The sequence below is a fragment of the Pseudomonas sp. JS3066 genome (genome assembly GCF_036328175.1).
Taxonomy (GTDB): Bacteria; Pseudomonadota; Gammaproteobacteria; order Pseudomonadales; family Pseudomonadaceae; genus Metapseudomonas.
Genome location: NZ_CP143312.1, coordinates 3,461,190 through 3,477,770, shown reverse-complemented (window position 1 = coordinate 3,477,770; position 16,581 = coordinate 3,461,190). Strand labels below are relative to the sequence as shown.

The window sequence follows — 16,581 nt, the reverse complement described above, 5'->3', positions numbered from 1 at the left end:
CGTCAGCCCTTCTTCTTGCCCGGCAGGATCCCCATCAGCTTGCAGATGATGCCGAGCATGATTTCGTCCGCACCGCCGCCGATGGAAACCAGACGGGTGTCGCGGTAGGCGCGGGAAACATGGTTGTCCCACATGAAGCCCATGCCGCCCCAGTACTGCAGGCAGGCGTCGGTGACTTCGCGGCCGAGGCGGCCGGCCTTGAGTTTGGCCATGGAGGCCAGGCGCGTGACGTCCTTGCCGCTGACGTAGAGCTCGACGGCCTGGTAGACCAATGCGCGCAGGGCTTCGATCTCGGTCATCAGCTCGGCCAGGCGGAAATGGATCACCTGGTTGTCGATCAGTGGATTGCCGAAGGTCTTGCGTTCCTTGCAGTAGTCGATGGTGACGTCCACGCAGTGCTCCAGGCCCTTGATCATGTTCGCGGCGCCGAACATGCGTTCTTCCTGGAACTGCAGCATCTGCATCATGAAGCCGGCGCCTTCGTGACCGATGCGGTAGCGCTGCGGCACGCGGACGTTGTCGAAGAACACCTGGGCGGTTTCCGAACTGCGCATGCCGAGCTTGTCGAGGTGGGCGCTGAGGGTGATGCCGGGGGTGTTCATCGGCACCATGATCAGCGACTTGTTGACGTGCGGCTTGTCGTCCGAGGTGTTGGCCAGCAGGCAGATGAAGTCAGCGCTGGGGGAGTTGGTGATCCACATTTTGCTGCCGTTGATCACGTAGTCGCTGCCGTCCTTGCGGGCGGTGGTCTTCATCCCGGCGACGTCGGAGCCGGCGCCCACTTCCGAAACGCCGATGCAGCCGACCATCTCGCCGGCGATGGCCGGGCGCAGGAACTCCTCGCGCAGTTCATCGGAGCCGAAACGCGCGAGGGCCGGGGTGCACATGTCGGTCTGCACTCCGATGGACATGGGAATGCCGCCGCAATGAATGGTGCCGAACTCTTCGGCGGCGACGATGGAATAGCTGTAGTCCAGGCCCATGCCGCCGAACTTCTCCGGCTTGGAGATGCCCAGCAGGCCCAGCTCCCCGGCTTTCTTGAAGATGTCGTGGATCGGGAAGCGACCTTCCTTTTCCCACTGGTCGACATAGGGGTTGATCTCCCTGTCGACGAAATTACGCACCGTGCGGCGAAGTTCTTCGTGTTCCTGGGTAAAGATCATTCTTCTTGTTCTCCTTGTAGGGTGCGCCCTGCGCACCGAGATCCGGGATGGTGCGCAAGGCGCACCCTACCTTCAAAACCGGGCCACGCCGAAGCTGTTGGCCTTGAGCGGGCGGGCGTCGGCCTCCGCGCAGATATCCAGCAGATAGCCCAGCAGTCGGCGGCTGTCACGGGGGTCGATCAGACCGTCATCCCAAAGGTTGGCGGTGCCGTAGAGGGCGGTGGACTGGCTGTCGAGCTTCTGTGCGGTCACCTGTTCGAGCATGTCGAGCATCTTCGGGTCGGGCTCCTTGCCCTCCTTGGCGTGCTTTTCCTCGGTGACGATGCGCAGCACCTTGCCGGCCTGGGCACCGCCCATTACCGCCGTACGGCTGTTGGGCCACGCGAAGATGAAGCGTGGGTCGAGGCCGCGGCCACACATCGCGTAGTTGCCCGCGCCGTAGGAACCGCCCACCACCAGGGTGAGTTTCGGCACGCGGGCGTTGGCCACGGCCTGGATCATCTTCGAGCCATGCTTGATCACGCCCAGTTGTTCGGACTCGGTGCCGACCATGAAACCGGTGGTGTTGTGCAGGAACAGCAGAGGCACATTGGCCTGCTCGCAGAGCTGGATGAACTGTGCCGCCTTGGCCGCGCCCCGGGGCGTAATGGGGCCGTTGTTGCCGATCAGCCCGCAGGGGCGACCTTCGATGCGCAGGTGGCCGCAGACGGTCTGGCTGTCGAATTCATTCTTGAAGTCCAGGAACTCCGAGCCGTCGGCAATGCGGGCGATGATCTCGCGCACGTCGTAGGGTTTCTTCGGATCGGCCGGGACCACGCCCAGTAATTCCTCGGTGCTGTACAGCGGCTCGCGCCAATCGGTATTGGCACGGGCTGGCAGTTGGGCATTCCAGGGCAGCATGGCGAGGATGTCGCGGGCAAGGCGCAGGCCATCGGCGTCGTTCTCGGCCAGGTATTCGGCGGTACCGGCTACCTGGGCGTGCATTTCGGCACCGCCCAGTTCTTCGTCGGTCGCCACTTCACCGGTGGCGGCCTTCAGCAGCGGCGGGCCGGCGAGGAACATCTTGGCCTTGCCGCGCACCACGATGACGTAGTCCGACAGCCCAGGCTGATAAGCGCCGCCGGCAGTACTTGAGCCATGCACTACGGTCACCTGGGGGATGCCCATGGCGGAAATCCGTGCCTGGTTGGCGAAGCCTCTGGCGCCTTCGACGAAGATTTCCGCAGCGTAGTTGAGGTTGGCGCCACCGCTTTCTGTAAGGGCCACCAGCGGCAGCTTGTTCTCCATGGCGATCTGCTGCAGGCGCAGTGTCTTCTTGAGCCCCGTAGGGGAGATGGTGCCGCCCTTGATGGCGCTGTTGCTGGCACTGATCAGGCAACGGATGCCGGAGATGTAACCGATGCCGGCGATGATGCCGCCACCGGCCTGTGTGCCGTCCTTGTCGTCGTGCAATTTGTAGCCGGCCAGGGAGCAGAGTTCGAGGAAGGGGCTGCCCGGGTCCAGCAACAGGTTCAGGCGCTCGCGGGGCAGCAACTGGCCGCGTTTCTCGAACTTCGGTTTGGACTCGGCTGCCTTGTCCAGCACCTTCTGCTCGACGTCACGGAAGCTGGCGATCGCGTCGAGCATGGCGTCGCGGTTTCTGGCGAAGTCTTCGCTCTGGGCATCGAGTTCGGATTGGATGACCGTCATCGTGTCACTCCTGGTCCTTCAGCACGTCAGGCAGGTAAGCGCGGTGGAAGCCGTTGTAGCCCTTGCTCTGGCCCGGCTTGGCCTTGGCCAGGGGGAAGGCGCGGCTGCCCTGACTGGCGGCACCGTCGATACGAATGGTGTTGCCACTGATGAAGGCGGCGCCGGGGGAGAGCAGGAAGACAATAGCGGCGGCGACTTCCGACTCGCTGCCGATGCGCTTGAGTGGCACGTGTTCGCGAAGGGTCGGGATGATGGCCTTGAAGGCGCCTTCATAAGTGTCCATGCCGCTGGACGCGATCCAGCCGGGAGCCACGGCGTTGACCCGCACACCCGCATGACCCCACTCAACGGCGGCGGTCTTGGTGAAGTTCTCCATGCCGGCGCGGGCGGCGCCGGAGTGGCCCATGCCAGGCATGCCGCCCCACATGTCGGCGAGCATGTTGACGATGCTCCCGCCGGTCTTGCTCAGCGACTGGTTGAACACCTCGCGGGCCACCAGGAAGCCGCCTACCAGATTGGTGCGTACAACGGTCTCGAAACCTTTCTGGTTGATCGAGGCGAGCGGGGCGGGGTATTGGCCACCGGCATTGTTGACCAGGTGATGGATGGCGCCGTGTTCGGCCAGCACGGCTGCCACCATGGCTTTCACTGCGTCTTCGTCGCGGATATCGCAGGCCTGCCAACTGGCGACACCGCCATCTTCGATGATCTCCCCCGCGGTCTTTTCCAGTTTCTCCGGCTTGCGACCGACAAGAACGACATGTGCGCCCAGGGCCGCCAGCTCATGGGCGGTGCAACGGCCGATGCCGCTGCCGCCGCCAGTGACCATGATGGTCTGGCCGCTGAACAGGCCAGGCTTGAAAATCGAGTCGTATGCCATGGATTGCATCCTCAGAGGCTGTCGGCCAGGGCCTTGGGCACCGGCACCGGGAATTCCAGGAGTTGCTGGGCGAAGGCTTTGCCTTGCGGGTCGATGCGCAGGCTGGCGACACCGCCGCCGCCGAGGGCGTTTTCCAGCAGGAAGTTGAGGCTGTGGCTGCCCGGCAGGTACCAGCGAGACACGCGCCCGAACTGGGGATCGAGGACATGTCCCATCCAGTCGACCACGGCTTCCGGGGTCAGGGCTTCGGCGATCCAGGGCAGGAACTCCGCCTTGCGTGCCATGACGCCGATATTGCTGTGGTTGCCTTTGTCGCCGGAGCGCGCAACCGCCAGCTTGACCAGCGGAACGCTGGCACTGGCCTGGCCATCGGCGCTGGGCATCGGCAAGTCTTCAGCCAGGGTCGCCGGGTCGAAGTGGCCGGCCTGCGGTAGGGCGCATTCGCTGCGTTGGCCATCCAGCTCCACTTCCAGACGGCAAGCGGATTTGTCTACCAGAAAGGAGAACAGGCGGATCACCGGATAGACCGTGGGCCGGCCCCCGACTATGCCGGTGAGGCCCGGCGCCATGCCGGTGGCGGCCTGCGCGATCTCGCGGGAGAACAGCACCAGGGCGTCCTTGCGGTTGTGGCTGACGGCGATCTTGATCACCACTTCGCGGCTGTCCTGGCGCTGGCCGTGGGGGCCATAGGTCGCCTCGCTGCCGAGCAGTTCGATGTTCACGTCGCGGTAGGGCCCCCAGCCGCGCCCGGCGAATATCTCTTCGGTCTTGGCGATGATCGCGCGGCTGACCCGCTCGGCTTTCTTGACTGCGTCGATGCCGGCCAGCAGGCAACTGGCGGTGCAGCGGAAACCATCGGGGTAGGTGGCGCTGACCTTGTACTGCGGCGTCGGGGCCAGCCCACGAGCGCCTAGTACGCGTACGCGGTTCGGGCCGGCTTGGTCGAGGGTGACGCGCGTGAAGTCGCAAACCACGTCGGGGAGCAGGTAGGCGCGCGGGTCGCCGATCTCGTAGAGCATCTGCTCGCCGACCGAGAAAGGCGTGACCAGGCCGCCGGAACCGTCCGGCTTGGTCACGCAGAAACTGCCATCGGCCTCCACTTCGATGATGGGGAAACCGATGTGTTCATAGTCCGGCACCGACTCCCAGTCGGTGAAGTTGCCGCCAGTGCACTGGGCTCCGCACTCGATCAGATGACCGGCAAGGGCGGCCTGGGCGAGCTTGTCGTGATCCTCCCAGGACCAGTCGAACTCGTGGACCAGCGCTGCGCTTACCACCGCGCTGTCCACTACTCGGCCGGTGATGACGATGTCGGCACCCTGATCCAGCGCGGCCACTATCCCCGGTGCACCGAGGTAGGCGTTGACCGAAACGCACATGGGGGGCAGCGGGGCGTTCGTGAACATCTCGCGGATGCCGGACTTGGCCAGTTCACCCAGCCGTGGCTGCAGGTTGTCGCCATGCAGGACAGCGATCTTCATCGTTACGCCAGCCTTTTCGCAGGCGGCGGCCAGGGCGCTGGCGCAGGCCGCCGGGTTCACCCCGCCAGCATTGCTGATCACGCGCACCTTCTTTTCGGCGATCGCCGGCAGCAGGGGGGCCAGGACCTCGACGAAGTCGGTGGCGAAACCGGCGTCCGGGTCCTTCAGGCGAGCTCCGGCCATGATCGACATGGTGATTTCGGCCAGGTAATCGAAGACCAGATAGTCCAGCGTGGCGCCATGTACCAATTGGGCGGCGGCGGTGGAGGTGTCGCCCCAGAATGCAGAGGCGCAGCCGATGCGTACGGTTCTTGTCATTGGAGTATTCCGCAGCACTGTTGGGTGATGGATTGAACACTACCAAGCAAGCGCTTGGTTGAAAAGTGCCTGGCTAGCTCTTTTTCACCCGAGCGCTTGCTTGGGCGCATCAGCCAGCATAGATTTCATCAATCAAGACAGAGACTTGCGAACCATTCTTAAGTTGGAGTGGCTGACCGCAGCGGGGGAAACCAATGAGCCTTGACGACGAAAAAGCCCAGGCGGTGATGCAGGAACTGGTTGCCAGTGGCCAGATCACCGACCCCGAAAGTGCCCGTGGCAAGCTGCTGCAGACCGCTGCCCACCTGTTCCGTAGCAAAGGTTACGAGCGCACTACGGTGCGTGACCTGGCCGGCGCGGTAGGTATCCAGTCCGGCAGCATCTTCCATCACTTCAAGAGCAAGGATGAGATCCTGCGTTCGGTGATGGAGGAGACCGTTCTTTACAACACTGCGCTGATGCGAGCTTCGCTGGCGGAAGCCGGAGATTTGCGCGAGCGGGTACTGGCGTTGATCCGCTGCGAACTGCAATCCATCATGGGTGGCACTGGCGAAGCCATGGCGGTGCTGGTGTACGAGTGGCGCTCGCTTTCGGAGGAAGGGCAGCAGTACATCCTCCAGTTGCGCGAAGCCTATGAGCAACTCTGGTTGGGCGTCCTGGGCGAAGCGAGAACCGAGGGATACTTCACCGCCGATCCGTTCATCCTGCGGCGTTTCCTCACCGGCGCCTTGAGCTGGACCACCACCTGGTTCCGCCCGGAGGGCCCGATGAGTCTCGATCAGCTCGCGGAGCAGGCGCTATCCCTGGTGATCAAGGACGCCTGAAGGCAAATGTGAGATTTGTCACGTCCTGCTCGGGGAAGAGTGGGTAGTTGCAACGTTAATCACGTACTCTGCGGCGCAGTGCCGTAACTGCAGGGAGCAGCGGTAGAGATGGAAGTTTGCAGGGGGTTGTCCCTGAAGGCGTTGTGGGTTTCCGTAGTCCTGCTGATTTCAGCGCCTGCAGTGGCGTCGCAGACCGTGCAGGTCGCCGGCGCGCATTTCCCACCCTATGTGGTCAAGCCGGAGTCGGCCGAAGCCAGCGGCCTGCTTCTGGACATGCTCGCTGCACTCAACGAACTGCAGACGGACTATCGCTTCGTCGTGCGGCCGACCTCCATTCCTCGGCGCTTTCGCGACTTCCAGGAAGGACGGATCGACCTCGCGGTATTCGAGAATCCGGACTGGGGGTGGCAGGGTATTCCCGGCGCGCGGATCGACATGGGCCTGGAAGATGCAGAAATATTCGTCGCCAAGGCTCAGCAGGGGCGCAGCCAGCATTACTTCGCCAAGCTGGCCGGCAAGCGACTCGCGCTCTACAACGGCTATCACTACGGCTTTGCCGGCTTCAATCCCGATCCTGAGTTCCTCCAGCGCGAGTTCGACGCGAAGCTCACCTATTCCCACGACAGCAACCTGCGCATGCTGCTGCGGGATCGAGCGGATATCGCCTTGGTGACACGTTCCTACTTCAACGCCTACCTGGAGCAGAACCCGAGCCTGGCCGGCAGCTTCCTGGCCAGCGAACGGCTGGACCAGAGTTACCACCACTACGCCGTGTTGCGGCCAGGAGCCCCCATCAGTGCCGCGCAGTTTTCCGCGCTGCTTAACAGGCTACACAGTGGCGGCCAGTTGCAGCAGATATTCGGGCGTTATGGGGTGGTGGTCAGGCCAGTCGCAACGGGTAACTCAGTAGCAACAGATGGCAGAGATTGACCCCCAGGTGCAGGGCGATGGCTACCGAGAGCCGTCCGCTGTAGTGGAACGCAAGGCCGTAGCCCAGGCCGGCGAGTCCTGCGACTAGCGCGAACAGTGGGCTGAAGGGCAGGTGGACGGCGCCGAAGATCGCCGCTGTGAGCAGCACGCCCTTGCGCCCACCCAGCCAGGAAACCAGCGCTGGTTGGAGCAGGCCACGAAACACCAGCTCTTCCGCCAGCACCGTGGCCAGCAGGTTCACCGCCAACCACTCCCAGATCATCTCCGGCCATTTCGGCTGCCAACCCACGAGACCGATTGCGAGTGCCAACCCCGGCACCAGCAGCAGGGTTGCCAATGCAGCGAACCATGCCCGCTGCGGCGCCAGTGCGGGTGGCGCCGGGCGGCCCAACCAGCACGCCAGCAAGGTCATGCCCACCAGCAGCTTGTCCCAGGACAAACGCAGGGCATATGGCGGAGCATCGGGGCTCAATTGCTGTGGAGCAGCAAGGACAAGTGGGCTGAAGCCCGGCAGCAGATGGGCGGCCAGGGCGACGGAGAAAAGCAGGGTTACCGGCAGCCAGACTCGGGGCGGTAGCAGGCGTTCGGCGAGGACCCAACCGGAGAATGCGACGCCCGCCAGCAGTGCCACGACTTGCACGCCACCCAGGCCCTGGCCGATGGCGAGGACGACAAGCGGGAACAGCAGTTGCAGGTGAAGCGGCATGCCGCTTCCCTGTGGCAATGCCTCGGTCTGTTCTTCAGGGGCGGGCACGGGGTCAGCGGTCCTTGGCGTCCTTTGCATCCATTTCGGCATTGCGCTCGCGGATGCGCTTGAGTTGCTCTTCTGTCAGCGGCAGTTTCTTTGCCGTATCGCGCAACACCATCAGGCTACCGACTATGGAGCCGATGGCCAGGACCAGTATCAGCCAGGCATACCAAGGCATGATCATCTCCCGTGGAAAGGGTGGTTACTCTATTCGATTGTGCTCGCCTTTCCACGTTCCCGAGAATCATTCATTTCGATAGCCGGCTGTGAAGGAGCTGCTGTTACCTCAGCGCGCTGCATTCGCTGGGCCGTACTGCCGGCTCCTCCATCAGGCGGGCGCGAAGCGTGTCGTAAGCCCAGTTGAAGATCAGGGTGTAGGGCAGGAAGAACAGCAGCAGCCCGATATCCAGCACAAAGGCCTCCAGCAGTCCGATCGAAAGCCACCAGGCCGCCAGCGGCACCAGCACCAGGATCAACCCCAGCTCGAACAGCACGGCGTGGGCTATCCGTACCGGCATGGTGCGCTGGAACCCCAGGCGTTGCTGAGCCCGGTCGAACAGGCTGTTGAAGAGCATGTTCCAGAGCATCGCCACGGTGGAGAACATCAGGGTCAGTGCACCCATGTGCGCCAGTGACTTGCCCAGTACCAGGGAGAGCACGGGGGCGGTCAGCAGGACGGCCAGGCCTTCGAAGGCGAGGGCATGGAAAACCCGCTCCTTGACGGTTTTGTTCAGGGCTACATTGGTTTGGGTCATGGCGCTCTCCAGGCTTGGAGTGAATGTCTGGTCTGTATTCTCATCGGTCTATGGGATAGGGTTAAGTGAGATGCCATCGGGAAAACCGATATGAACTACTCGCCTGAATCTTTGGAAGCCTTTGTCCATGCCGTCGCCCTGGGTTCGTTCAGTGCAGCCGCGCGCAAGCTGGGCAAGAGCCAGTCAACCGTCAGCGAGGCTATCGCCCGATTGGAGATCGACCTGGGCCTGGAGCTCTTCGATCGCAGCAGTCGTCAACCCCAGCTGACCGATGCCGGCCGTGTCCTGCTGGATCGAGTCGAGGAAATCCTCGCTGCTTCGGATCGTCTGCAGCATGCAGCGGCGCAGCTGGCCGGTGGATTGGAGCCCCGGGTAAGCCTGGCCTTGTCGGATGCGTATCAGTCCGGGCAGTACGAAGAGCGTCTGGCCGAGATGGATCAGCGTTACCCCGACCTCGAGTTCGAGTGCCTGATTGCCGAGCACAATGACGTAATCGAGTTGGTCGCGCAGGGGCGCGCAACCTTGGGTCTGCTGGCTTCTCAGGGGACCTACCCGCCGGAGTTGGGGGCGGCAACCGTTGCCGAGCGTGCCGACTTCGGTCTTTTCGTGGCCCAGGAGCATCCGCTGGCGCAAATGAGTGATGTGCAGGAGAGCGACCTGGCGGGGTGGCGCTTGCTGCGCCTGAATACGCTGGGCAATGCGCTGGCGCTGGACGACGGTCTGCCAAACAGTGGTGGTCGTTGCTGGTCCGCGCCGAGCTATCTGCTGCTGCTGGAAATGGCCAGTAACGGTTTCGGCTGGGCCGAGCTGCCGCGCTGGCTGGTGAGCGGTTACGCCAACGGCCGCCTTAAAGAACTGCAGGTGCCCGGATGGCCGCGCAGTCAGGCCGTGGATGTGGTCTGGTCCCGCCAGCGGCGCCTGGGCCCGGCGGCAAGCTGGCTGTTGGGGCGCCTGCTGGACCGTCCGGCCGCCCGATGAGCCCCTTCTGTTAGCCTTGGGCCCGGCATTCAAGGAGGATACATGCAGATTTCCGTCACCCTACAAGCGGGTCTCTGGGGCTGGCTGGCCGCCAGTAGCCTGCTCATCGGCGCGGCCGTCGGTTTCCTGGTGAAGCTGCCGCAGAAGGTCGTCGCCTCGATCATGGCCTACGGCAGTGGTGTGTTGGTCGCCGCCCTGTGCTTCGGGCAGATCCCCGAAGCCGAGCGCATCGGCGGTCTCTGGCCGACCCTGGCCGGGCTGCTGGCCGGCGGTGTGGTCTTCGTCCTGGCGAGCCAATACATCGATCACCTGGAACGGCACCATCGCCGCAAGAGCGGCAACGGCGGCGGCAGCATGGTCGCCTTGCTCATCGCCGTTGGCGCATTCCTCGATGGCATCCCCGAATCCCTGGGGCTCGGGTTGGGGTTGCTGGATGGTGGGGACGTAAGCCTGCTAATGCTGGTGGCGATCTTCCTCGCCAACCTGCCCGAAGGCCTGGCCAGTGCGGCCGGGCTACGCGAGGAGAAACGCAGCGGCTGGCTGGTGTTCGGGCTCTGGGGTGCGATAGCACTGCTGTCCGGGCTGGCGGCCATGGCTGGGCCGGGATTGTTCGCCGACCTCCCTCCTCATTGGCTGGCTGTCGCCCTGGGCTTTTCGGCGGGGGCGGTGCTTTGCATGCTGGTGGATACCCTGATCCCCGAGGCGTTCGAGAGTACCCACGCCTGGACCGGGCTGGTCACCCTGGCTGGCTTCATGACGGCATTCGCACTCGACCACATCGTGTGAAGCAGCGACGCGCGCCGGCTTCCGCTACAATGCGCGCCGTTTCCGATTCGTATGAGATTTTCCCCATGTCCGCCTGTCAGACGCCGATCATTGTCGCCCTCGACTTTCCTACCCGCGAAGCCGCGCTTCGGCTGGCCGACCAGCTGGATCCCAACCTGTGTCGGGTCAAGGTGGGCAAGGAGCTGTTCACCAGCTGCGCCGCGGAAATCGTCTCGACGCTGCGCGACCGGGGTTTCGAGGTCTTCCTTGACCTGAAATTCCACGACATCCCCAACACCACCGCCATGGCGGTGAAGGCCGCTGCCGAAATGGGTGTTTGGATGGTCAATGTGCATTGCTCTGGCGGCCTGCGCATGATGGCGGCCTGCCGCGAGACACTGGACAAGTTCAATGGGCCCAAGCCGTTGCTGATCGGCGTGACCGTGCTGACCAGCATGGAGCGCGAGGATCTCGCCGGCATCGGCCTCGACATCGAGCCGAAGGAGCAGGTCCTGCGTCTGGCGGGCCTGGCAGACAAGGCTGGCATGGATGGCCTGGTGTGCTCGGCCCAGGAAGCCACCGATCTCAAGGCCGCCTATCCGCGCCTGCAACTGGTCACTCCGGGCATCCGTCCCGCTGGCAGTGCGCAGGACGACCAGCGCCGCATCCTCACTCCGCGCCAGGCCCTGGATGCCGGCTCCGACTACCTGGTGATCGGCCGTCCGATCAGCCAGGCAGCCGACCCGGCCAAGGCCCTGGCCGCAGTCGTCGCCGAACTGGCCTGATGCCGACTCAGGTGCGCTGCCCGGGCAGCGCACCTTTCGCGCCATTCAGCGAACCTTCAGCACCAGCTTCCCGAAGTTCTCCCCGCTGAACAGTTTGCCCAGGGTTTCCGGGAAACTTTCCAGTCCCGTCACCACGTCTTCCTTGCTTTTCAAATCGCCACTGGCCAGCCAGCCGGCGATGTCCTTGACCGCCTCGCCGAAGCGCGGCGCGTAATCGAACACCACCATGCCTTCCATGCGTGCGCGGTTGACCAGCAGCGCCAGGTAGTTGGCCGGCCCTTTCACCGCTTCCTTGTTGTTGTACTGGCTGATGGCGCCGCAGATGACGATGCGCGCCTTGCGGTTGATGCGGGTGAGCACGGCATCGAGGATGTCGCCGCCGACATTGTCGAAGTAGACGTCAACGCCCTTCGGGCATTCACGCTTGAGCGCGGCGTGGAGGTTCTCGGCCTTGTAGTCGATTGCACCGTCGAAACCCAGTTCTTCCACCAGGTAGCGGCACTTGTCGGCACCGCCGGCGATACCCACCACACGGCAACCCTTGATCCGTGCAATTTGGCCGGCAACGCTGCCTACCGCGCCAGCGGCCCCGGAGATGACCACGGTTTCCCCTGGCTGGGGCTGGCCTACGTCGAGCAGCGCGAAGTAGGCGGTCATGCCAGTCATGCCCAGGGCTGACAAGTAGAGCGGCAACGGCGCCTGGTTGGGGTCCACCTTCTGGAAGTCGCGTGGCTCGCCGAGGAAGTAGTCCTGCACGCCGACCACGCCGCAAACGTGTTCGCCCACCTGGTAGTCCGGGTGTGAAGAGGCCATCACCTTGCCAATGCCCAGGGCGCGCATGACCTCACCTATCGCCACTGGCGCGATGTAGGAACGGGCGTCGTTCATCCAGCCGCGCATGGCCGGGTCCAGGGACAGGTAGAGGTTCTCCACCAGCACCTGCCCGGCAGAGGGTTCGTCGGCCGGGGTTTCCACATAGGAGAACGTCTCGCGAGTGGCTGGTCCGACCGGGCGCTGGGCAAGGAGGAACTGGCGATTGAGGAGAGGCATGGCAGGAGCTCCAGATGAGGGAAAGCCTTGGTGATAGTCCCGTGGCGCGGTCGCGGCAAGTCCGCTGGCCGGGCGGAATGTACAGGCATGGATGTCCGTGATCTTGAATGGGCGCTTTCATCATCGATCTGGATGGTTCGCCCACCAGAGCCCTGATGATGCTGACGCCCTGTGCCGGTCACTGATTAGACTTCGCCACAGTTTCCATTCCCGTCGAGGATGCACAGATGAGCATGAAGTTCTCCGGCCAGGTTGCCCTGGTGACCGGCGCCGCCAACGGTATCGGCCGCGCGACTGCCCTGGCGTTCGCCGCTGAAGGCTTGAAGGTAGTGGTTTCCGACGTGGACACCGTCGGTGGAGAAGGCACCGTGGAGCTGATTCGCACCGCCGGTGGCGATGCAAGCTTCATTCGTTGCGACGTGACCCGCGAAGCCGAGGTTCAGGCGCTGATGGAGGGCACGGTCGCTGCTTACGGCCGCCTCGACTACGCCTTCAACAATGCCGGCATCGAGATCGAGAAGGGTAAGCTGGCCGAGGGCAGCGAGGCCGAGTTCGACGCCATCATGGGCGTCAACGTGAAAGGTGTGTGGCTGTGCATGAAGCATCAGATACCGCTTTTGCTGGCCCAGGGTGGCGGCGCCATCGTCAACACCGCCTCTGTGGCGGGGCTGGGCGCCGCGCCGAAGATGAGCATCTATGCCGCTTCCAAGCACGCGGTGATCGGCCTGACCAAGTCGGCCGCCGTCGAGTATGCGAAGAAGAAAGTACGAGTGAATGCCGTATGCCCGGCAGTGATCGACACCGATATGTTCCGCCGCGCCTACGAGGCCGATCCGAAGAAGGCCGAGTTCGTCGCGACCATGCACCCGGTGGGACGCATCGGCAAGGTGGAGGAAATCGCTGCTGCCGTGCTTTACCTCTGCTGCGACGCGGCAGGCTTCACCACCGGTCATGCCTTGGCCGTGGATGGTGGCGCCACTGCGATCTGATTGCCTAACCCCTCGTGCGAATCCATTCGCGATTGAAATCGCTCCCACAACAAAGAGAAAGGCGCCAATTGGCGCCTTTCTTCATTTTTGCTTGCCACTGTCCCAGTTGAGGATCAGCAAGGTCAGTACCCCGGCGATCAGTCCCCAGAAGGCGGAGCCGATCGACAGCAGCGTCATGCCGGAGGCGGTGACCATGAAGGTGATCAGCGCCGCCTCGCGTTCCTTGGGCTCGTGCATTGCAGCGGTCAGGCCATTGCTGATGGAACCGAACAGCGCCAGGGCTGCGATGGACAGCACCAGTTCCTTGGGCAGTGCGGCGAACAGCGCCGCCAGGGTCGCGCCGAAGGTTCCGGCGATGCCATAGAAAATCCCGCACCAGACTGCGGCGGTATAGCGCTTGTTGCGGTCTTCGTGGGCATGAGGTCCGGTGCAGATGGCTGCGCTGATGGCCGCCAGGTTGATGCCGTGGGAGCCGAAGGGCGCCAGCAGCAGGGACGCAATGCCAGTGACCGAGATAAGCGGCGAGGCAGGTACCTGGTAGCCGTCAGCACGCAGCACGGCGATGCCGGGGATGTTCTGCGATGCCATGGCCACCACGAACAGCGGGATGCCGATACTGATCACCGCCGTGACGGAAAACTTTGGCGTCGTCCATACCGGTTCGGCCAGGGCGAACTCGAAGCCGCTGAAATCCAGCAGGCCAAGAACCGCCGCCATCACACAGCCCACCAATAGCGCCACCAGCACGGCATAGCGCGGCTGCAGGCGCTTGAATACCAGGTAGCTGAAGAACATTGCCAGCACCAGGGCGGTGCGGTGTTGGGCGGCGATGAAGATCTCGCTGCCAATCTTGAACAGGATGCCCGCCAATAGCGCCGCTGCCAGCGACCCCGGCAGGCGACGCATCAGTCTTTCGAATCCGCCAGTCAGGCCAACCAGGGCGAGGAGGGCGGCGCAGACGATGAAGGCCCCGATTGCTTCTCCATAGCTCACGCCCGGCAGGCTGGTAATCAGCAGGGCCGCACCCGGGGTGGACCAGGCGACGACGATGGGCGTGCGATAGCGCAATGAGAGCCCGATGGTTGTCAGGGCCATGCCAATGGATAGCGCCCAGATCCATGACGAAATCTGCGCGCTGCTGAGCCCTGCAGCCTGTCCCGCCTGGAACATCAGCACCAGAGAGCTGGTGTAGCCGGTGAGCATGGCGATGAAGCCCGCCACGACGGCCGAGGGCGAGGAATCGGCCAGGGGACGAAGACGCGTCGGATTGGCCGGGGTTTCTGAAGTTGAGGTCATCAGATCGTTCCGTGGACGTCGACCAATATGGGGTAGAGCGAGGCCACCAGCAGCAGGGCCATGCCGATGTTGAACAGGCGCAGTATGCGTGGTTCGGCAAGCCAGCGGCGCAGCAGGCTACCCGCTACGGTCCAGAGTCCGACGCTGGGGCAGTTGATCAGGGCGAAGAGGGCTGCAATCAGCACCACGTTGACCACGAAATTGTCCTGCGGGGTGTAGGTGGTGATGGCGCCAATCGCCATGACCCAGGCCTTGGGGTTGACCCACTGGAAGGCCGCCGCCTGCAGGAAAGTGAAGGGTTTGGGTCGATTCTCGACGTTTCCTTCGTCCGGGGCACCGGAGCCAGCGATCTTCCAGGCCAGGTAGAGCAGGTAGGCGGCGCCGATGTAGCGCAGCGCGGTGTAGAGCACGGGAACCTGCTGGAAAATCTGGGATAGACCCAGGCCTACGCACATCACCAGCACCATGAAACCGACGCTGATGCCAAGCATGTGCGGCAGGCTACGGCGTACCCCGAAGTTCACCCCGGAAGCGAGCAGCATCATGTTGTTGGGGCCGGGCGTCACCGAGGTGACGAAGGCGAAGAGAATGAAGGCGAAGATCAGTTCCAGGCTCATGGCGGTCACCTTGTCGTTGTGTCCGCAGACTAAAGCCAGTTGCCTTGCAACGTCCCGATACAGCAGTGCGCGGGTTGAGCAATACAGTCAGTTGGCACCCCCGGTATCTGCGGCTACTGTGATGTTTTTTGCCGCTTGGAGTGCCACACATGGAGGAGAACCCCTACGCCGCCCCTCGCGTGGAACTGGTGGAGGACGCGGGGCCCCGCCAGATGAACGGCTGGACGCCTGGGCATTTGAGACTCTTGGGCTGGCTGAGCCTGGCCTGTGCCGTGTGTACCCTGATCCTCACGGGTGTCGCCTTAGCTGCTGGCGCCACCGAAGACCCGCTTATGACGCGCCTGTCCGACTGGATCGGCGTGGCGTTGACCCTTTTGGGGTGTTACCTGCTGATCCGCCTGAAGCTGTTCGCCGAGGCGCGCTTTTCCGCCGATGGGCTGGCACCGCCAGTCTGGGCAGTGATCATCGGTAGCCTGGCGATCGAAGGACTGGATTTTCTAATGGGTGATGCCAGCACCGAACCCGGCTGGCCCATGCTGTTCTACTTCGGTGCGGTCGCCGTGCTCGGCGCCTTGACGGGTTGGCTCGGTGTGCGCCTGCTCAAGGTGCAGAATGCATATCCGGCATTCCGGGTGATGGGCTGGCTGGATCTGGTGGGCGGCATCATGATGGCCACCATCGTGCTGATGTTGCTGGGGCTGCTGCCACTCATTGCCGGCAATCTGGCGATGATGCTGGTGTTCTTCCGGGGCGCGCGGGAGCTGGAACCCTCCAGCTAGTCCTCGGCGGCTTCAGTCTGCCGTGCGGTGCAGAGCGCCTGGTTGACTTCAAGCCAGCCTCGCACCGCCTCCTCCCCGGCCTCGCCAAAGGCGCGTTGCAGTAGTCGCGCCTGTTCCCGGCGCAGGGCCTGTTCCAGCCTGGCGCCCTCGGCAGTGAAACCCAGCAGGCGCTTACGCTTGTCATCGTCGGCAGCCACGCTCTCAACCAGCTTCATCTCGATCAGCTGTCGCAGCGGCGTGTTCAACGCCTGCTTGGTTACGCCCAGATAACCCAGCAGTTCCTTGACGCTCAGGCCAGGGTACTTGGCAATGAAGAACAGGATGCGGTGGTGCACCCGCGACAGGCCTCGGCGGGCGAGGATTTCGTCCGGCTTGCTGGTGAAGGCCTGATAGCCAAAGAAAAAGGCTTCCATGGCGGCTTGCTGAATGCTGGGATTTTTCAGGTCAAGCATATTGACGTATCTGTCGCGGTCGTCGTAGTTTCGGTCAAGCAGTTTGACTTAATTTCCTCGCTTCCGCACCCGGTGACAATCC

18 protein-coding genes are annotated in these 16,581 nt (G+C 63.4%); 7 read left to right on the top strand and 11 right to left on the bottom strand.

Going from position 1 to position 16,581, the window contains the following annotated elements:
• Positions 1 to 2 precede the first annotated feature (2 nt).
• The 4 genes from atuD to SA496_RS16460 form a co-directional block, all read right to left on the bottom strand.
• Positions 3 to 1,163, bottom strand: coding sequence for a citronellyl-CoA dehydrogenase (gene atuD / locus SA496_RS16475; RefSeq protein ID WP_120650150.1), 1,161 nt, complete (start codon positions 1,161 to 1,163; stop codon positions 3 to 5).
• Positions 1,164 to 1,235: 72 nt separating this feature from the next.
• Positions 1,236 to 2,852, bottom strand: a complete 1,617-nt coding sequence (gene atuC / locus SA496_RS16470; protein ID WP_120650152.1) for a geranyl-CoA carboxylase subunit beta — start codon at positions 2,850 to 2,852, stop codon at positions 1,236 to 1,238.
• 4 nt (positions 2,853 to 2,856) lie between these two features.
• Positions 2,857 to 3,732: an SDR family oxidoreductase gene (locus SA496_RS16465; RefSeq protein WP_120650154.1), complete on the bottom strand. Its 876-nt coding sequence runs from the start codon at positions 3,730 to 3,732 to the stop codon at positions 2,857 to 2,859.
• Positions 3,733 to 3,743: 11 nt separating this feature from the next.
• The gene (locus SA496_RS16460) at positions 3,744 to 5,531 is read right to left on the bottom strand and encodes an acyclic terpene utilization AtuA family protein (protein WP_330114149.1); all 1,788 of its coding nucleotides are present in this window, start codon (positions 5,529 to 5,531) and stop codon (positions 3,744 to 3,746) included.
• Positions 5,532 to 5,725: 194 nt separating this feature from the next.
• Between SA496_RS16460 and SA496_RS16455 the strand changes: the two genes are divergently transcribed.
• Positions 5,726 to 6,355 carry a TetR/AcrR family transcriptional regulator gene (locus SA496_RS16455; protein WP_218569233.1) on the top strand — a complete coding sequence of 210 codons (630 nt, stop codon included), beginning with the start codon at positions 5,726 to 5,728 and terminating at the stop codon, positions 6,353 to 6,355.
• 108 nt (positions 6,356 to 6,463) lie between these two features.
• A complete protein-coding gene (locus SA496_RS16450) occupies positions 6,464 to 7,285 on the top strand; it encodes a substrate-binding periplasmic protein (protein WP_120650158.1) in 822 nt (273 codons plus the stop codon).
• Here the strand turns inward: SA496_RS16450 and SA496_RS16445 are convergent.
• From SA496_RS16445 to SA496_RS16435, 3 genes are all read right to left on the bottom strand, one after another.
• Positions 7,236 to 7,991 (bottom strand): CPBP family intramembrane glutamic endopeptidase, encoded by a 756-nt coding sequence (locus SA496_RS16445; RefSeq protein WP_120650160.1) that lies wholly within the window; start codon positions 7,989 to 7,991, stop codon positions 7,236 to 7,238. The genes SA496_RS16450 and SA496_RS16445 overlap by 50 nt on opposite strands.
• 52 nt (positions 7,992 to 8,043) lie before the next feature.
• Positions 8,044 to 8,211, bottom strand: coding sequence for a DUF2897 family protein (locus SA496_RS16440; protein WP_120655166.1), 168 nt, complete (start codon positions 8,209 to 8,211; stop codon positions 8,044 to 8,046).
• A 103-nt stretch (positions 8,212 to 8,314) separates the two neighbouring features.
• Positions 8,315 to 8,788, bottom strand: a complete 474-nt coding sequence (locus tag SA496_RS16435; protein ID WP_120650161.1) for a multidrug/biocide efflux PACE transporter — start codon at positions 8,786 to 8,788, stop codon at positions 8,315 to 8,317.
• 90 nt (positions 8,789 to 8,878) lie between these two features.
• On the opposite strand from SA496_RS16435, the gene SA496_RS16430 reads away from it, so the two are divergent.
• From SA496_RS16430 to pyrF, 3 genes are all read left to right on the top strand, one after another.
• The gene (locus SA496_RS16430; protein ID WP_120650163.1) at positions 8,879 to 9,766 is read left to right on the top strand and encodes a LysR family transcriptional regulator; all 888 of its coding nucleotides are present in this window, start codon (positions 8,879 to 8,881) and stop codon (positions 9,764 to 9,766) included.
• A gap of 42 nt (positions 9,767 to 9,808) precedes the next feature.
• Positions 9,809 to 10,552, top strand: a complete 744-nt coding sequence (locus SA496_RS16425) for a ZIP family metal transporter (RefSeq protein ID WP_120650165.1) — start codon at positions 9,809 to 9,811, stop codon at positions 10,550 to 10,552.
• A 65-nt stretch (positions 10,553 to 10,617) separates the two neighbouring features.
• Positions 10,618 to 11,316, top strand: coding sequence for an orotidine-5'-phosphate decarboxylase (gene pyrF, locus SA496_RS16420; protein ID WP_120650167.1), 699 nt, complete (start codon positions 10,618 to 10,620; stop codon positions 11,314 to 11,316).
• Positions 11,317 to 11,361: 45 nt separating this feature from the next.
• Here the strand turns inward: pyrF and SA496_RS16415 are convergent, their stop codons facing one another.
• Positions 11,362 to 12,366 carry an NADP-dependent oxidoreductase gene (locus SA496_RS16415; protein WP_120650168.1) on the bottom strand — a complete coding sequence of 335 codons (1,005 nt, stop codon included), beginning with the start codon at positions 12,364 to 12,366 and terminating at the stop codon, positions 11,362 to 11,364.
• A 227-nt stretch (positions 12,367 to 12,593) separates the two neighbouring features.
• Here SA496_RS16415 and SA496_RS16410 point away from each other — a divergent pair, with 227 nt between their 5' ends.
• Positions 12,594 to 13,355 carry an SDR family oxidoreductase gene (locus SA496_RS16410; protein ID WP_120650170.1) on the top strand — a complete coding sequence of 254 codons (762 nt, stop codon included), beginning with the start codon at positions 12,594 to 12,596 and terminating at the stop codon, positions 13,353 to 13,355.
• An 81-nt stretch (positions 13,356 to 13,436) separates the two neighbouring features.
• On the opposite strand, the gene SA496_RS16405 is transcribed toward SA496_RS16410, so the two are convergent.
• Complete coding sequence (locus SA496_RS16405; RefSeq protein WP_120650172.1) at positions 13,437 to 14,651, bottom strand: benzoate/H(+) symporter BenE family transporter; 1,215 nt, start codon at positions 14,649 to 14,651, stop codon at positions 13,437 to 13,439.
• Positions 14,651 to 15,268, bottom strand: coding sequence for a LysE family translocator (locus SA496_RS16400; RefSeq protein ID WP_120650174.1), 618 nt, complete (start codon positions 15,266 to 15,268; stop codon positions 14,651 to 14,653). Before SA496_RS16400 ends, SA496_RS16405 begins: the two co-directional genes overlap by 1 nt.
• Before the next feature lie 149 nt (positions 15,269 to 15,417).
• Here SA496_RS16400 and SA496_RS16395 point away from each other — a divergent pair, with 149 nt between their 5' ends.
• A complete protein-coding gene (locus SA496_RS16395) occupies positions 15,418 to 16,047 on the top strand; it encodes a hypothetical protein (protein ID WP_330114148.1) in 630 nt (209 codons plus the stop codon).
• Here SA496_RS16395 and SA496_RS16390 read toward each other — a convergent pair.
• Positions 16,044 to 16,499 carry a MarR family winged helix-turn-helix transcriptional regulator gene (locus SA496_RS16390; protein WP_107504110.1) on the bottom strand — a complete coding sequence of 152 codons (456 nt, stop codon included), beginning with the start codon at positions 16,497 to 16,499 and terminating at the stop codon, positions 16,044 to 16,046. The genes SA496_RS16395 and SA496_RS16390 overlap by 4 nt on opposite strands.
• Between the last annotated feature and the right edge of the window lie 82 nt (positions 16,500 to 16,581).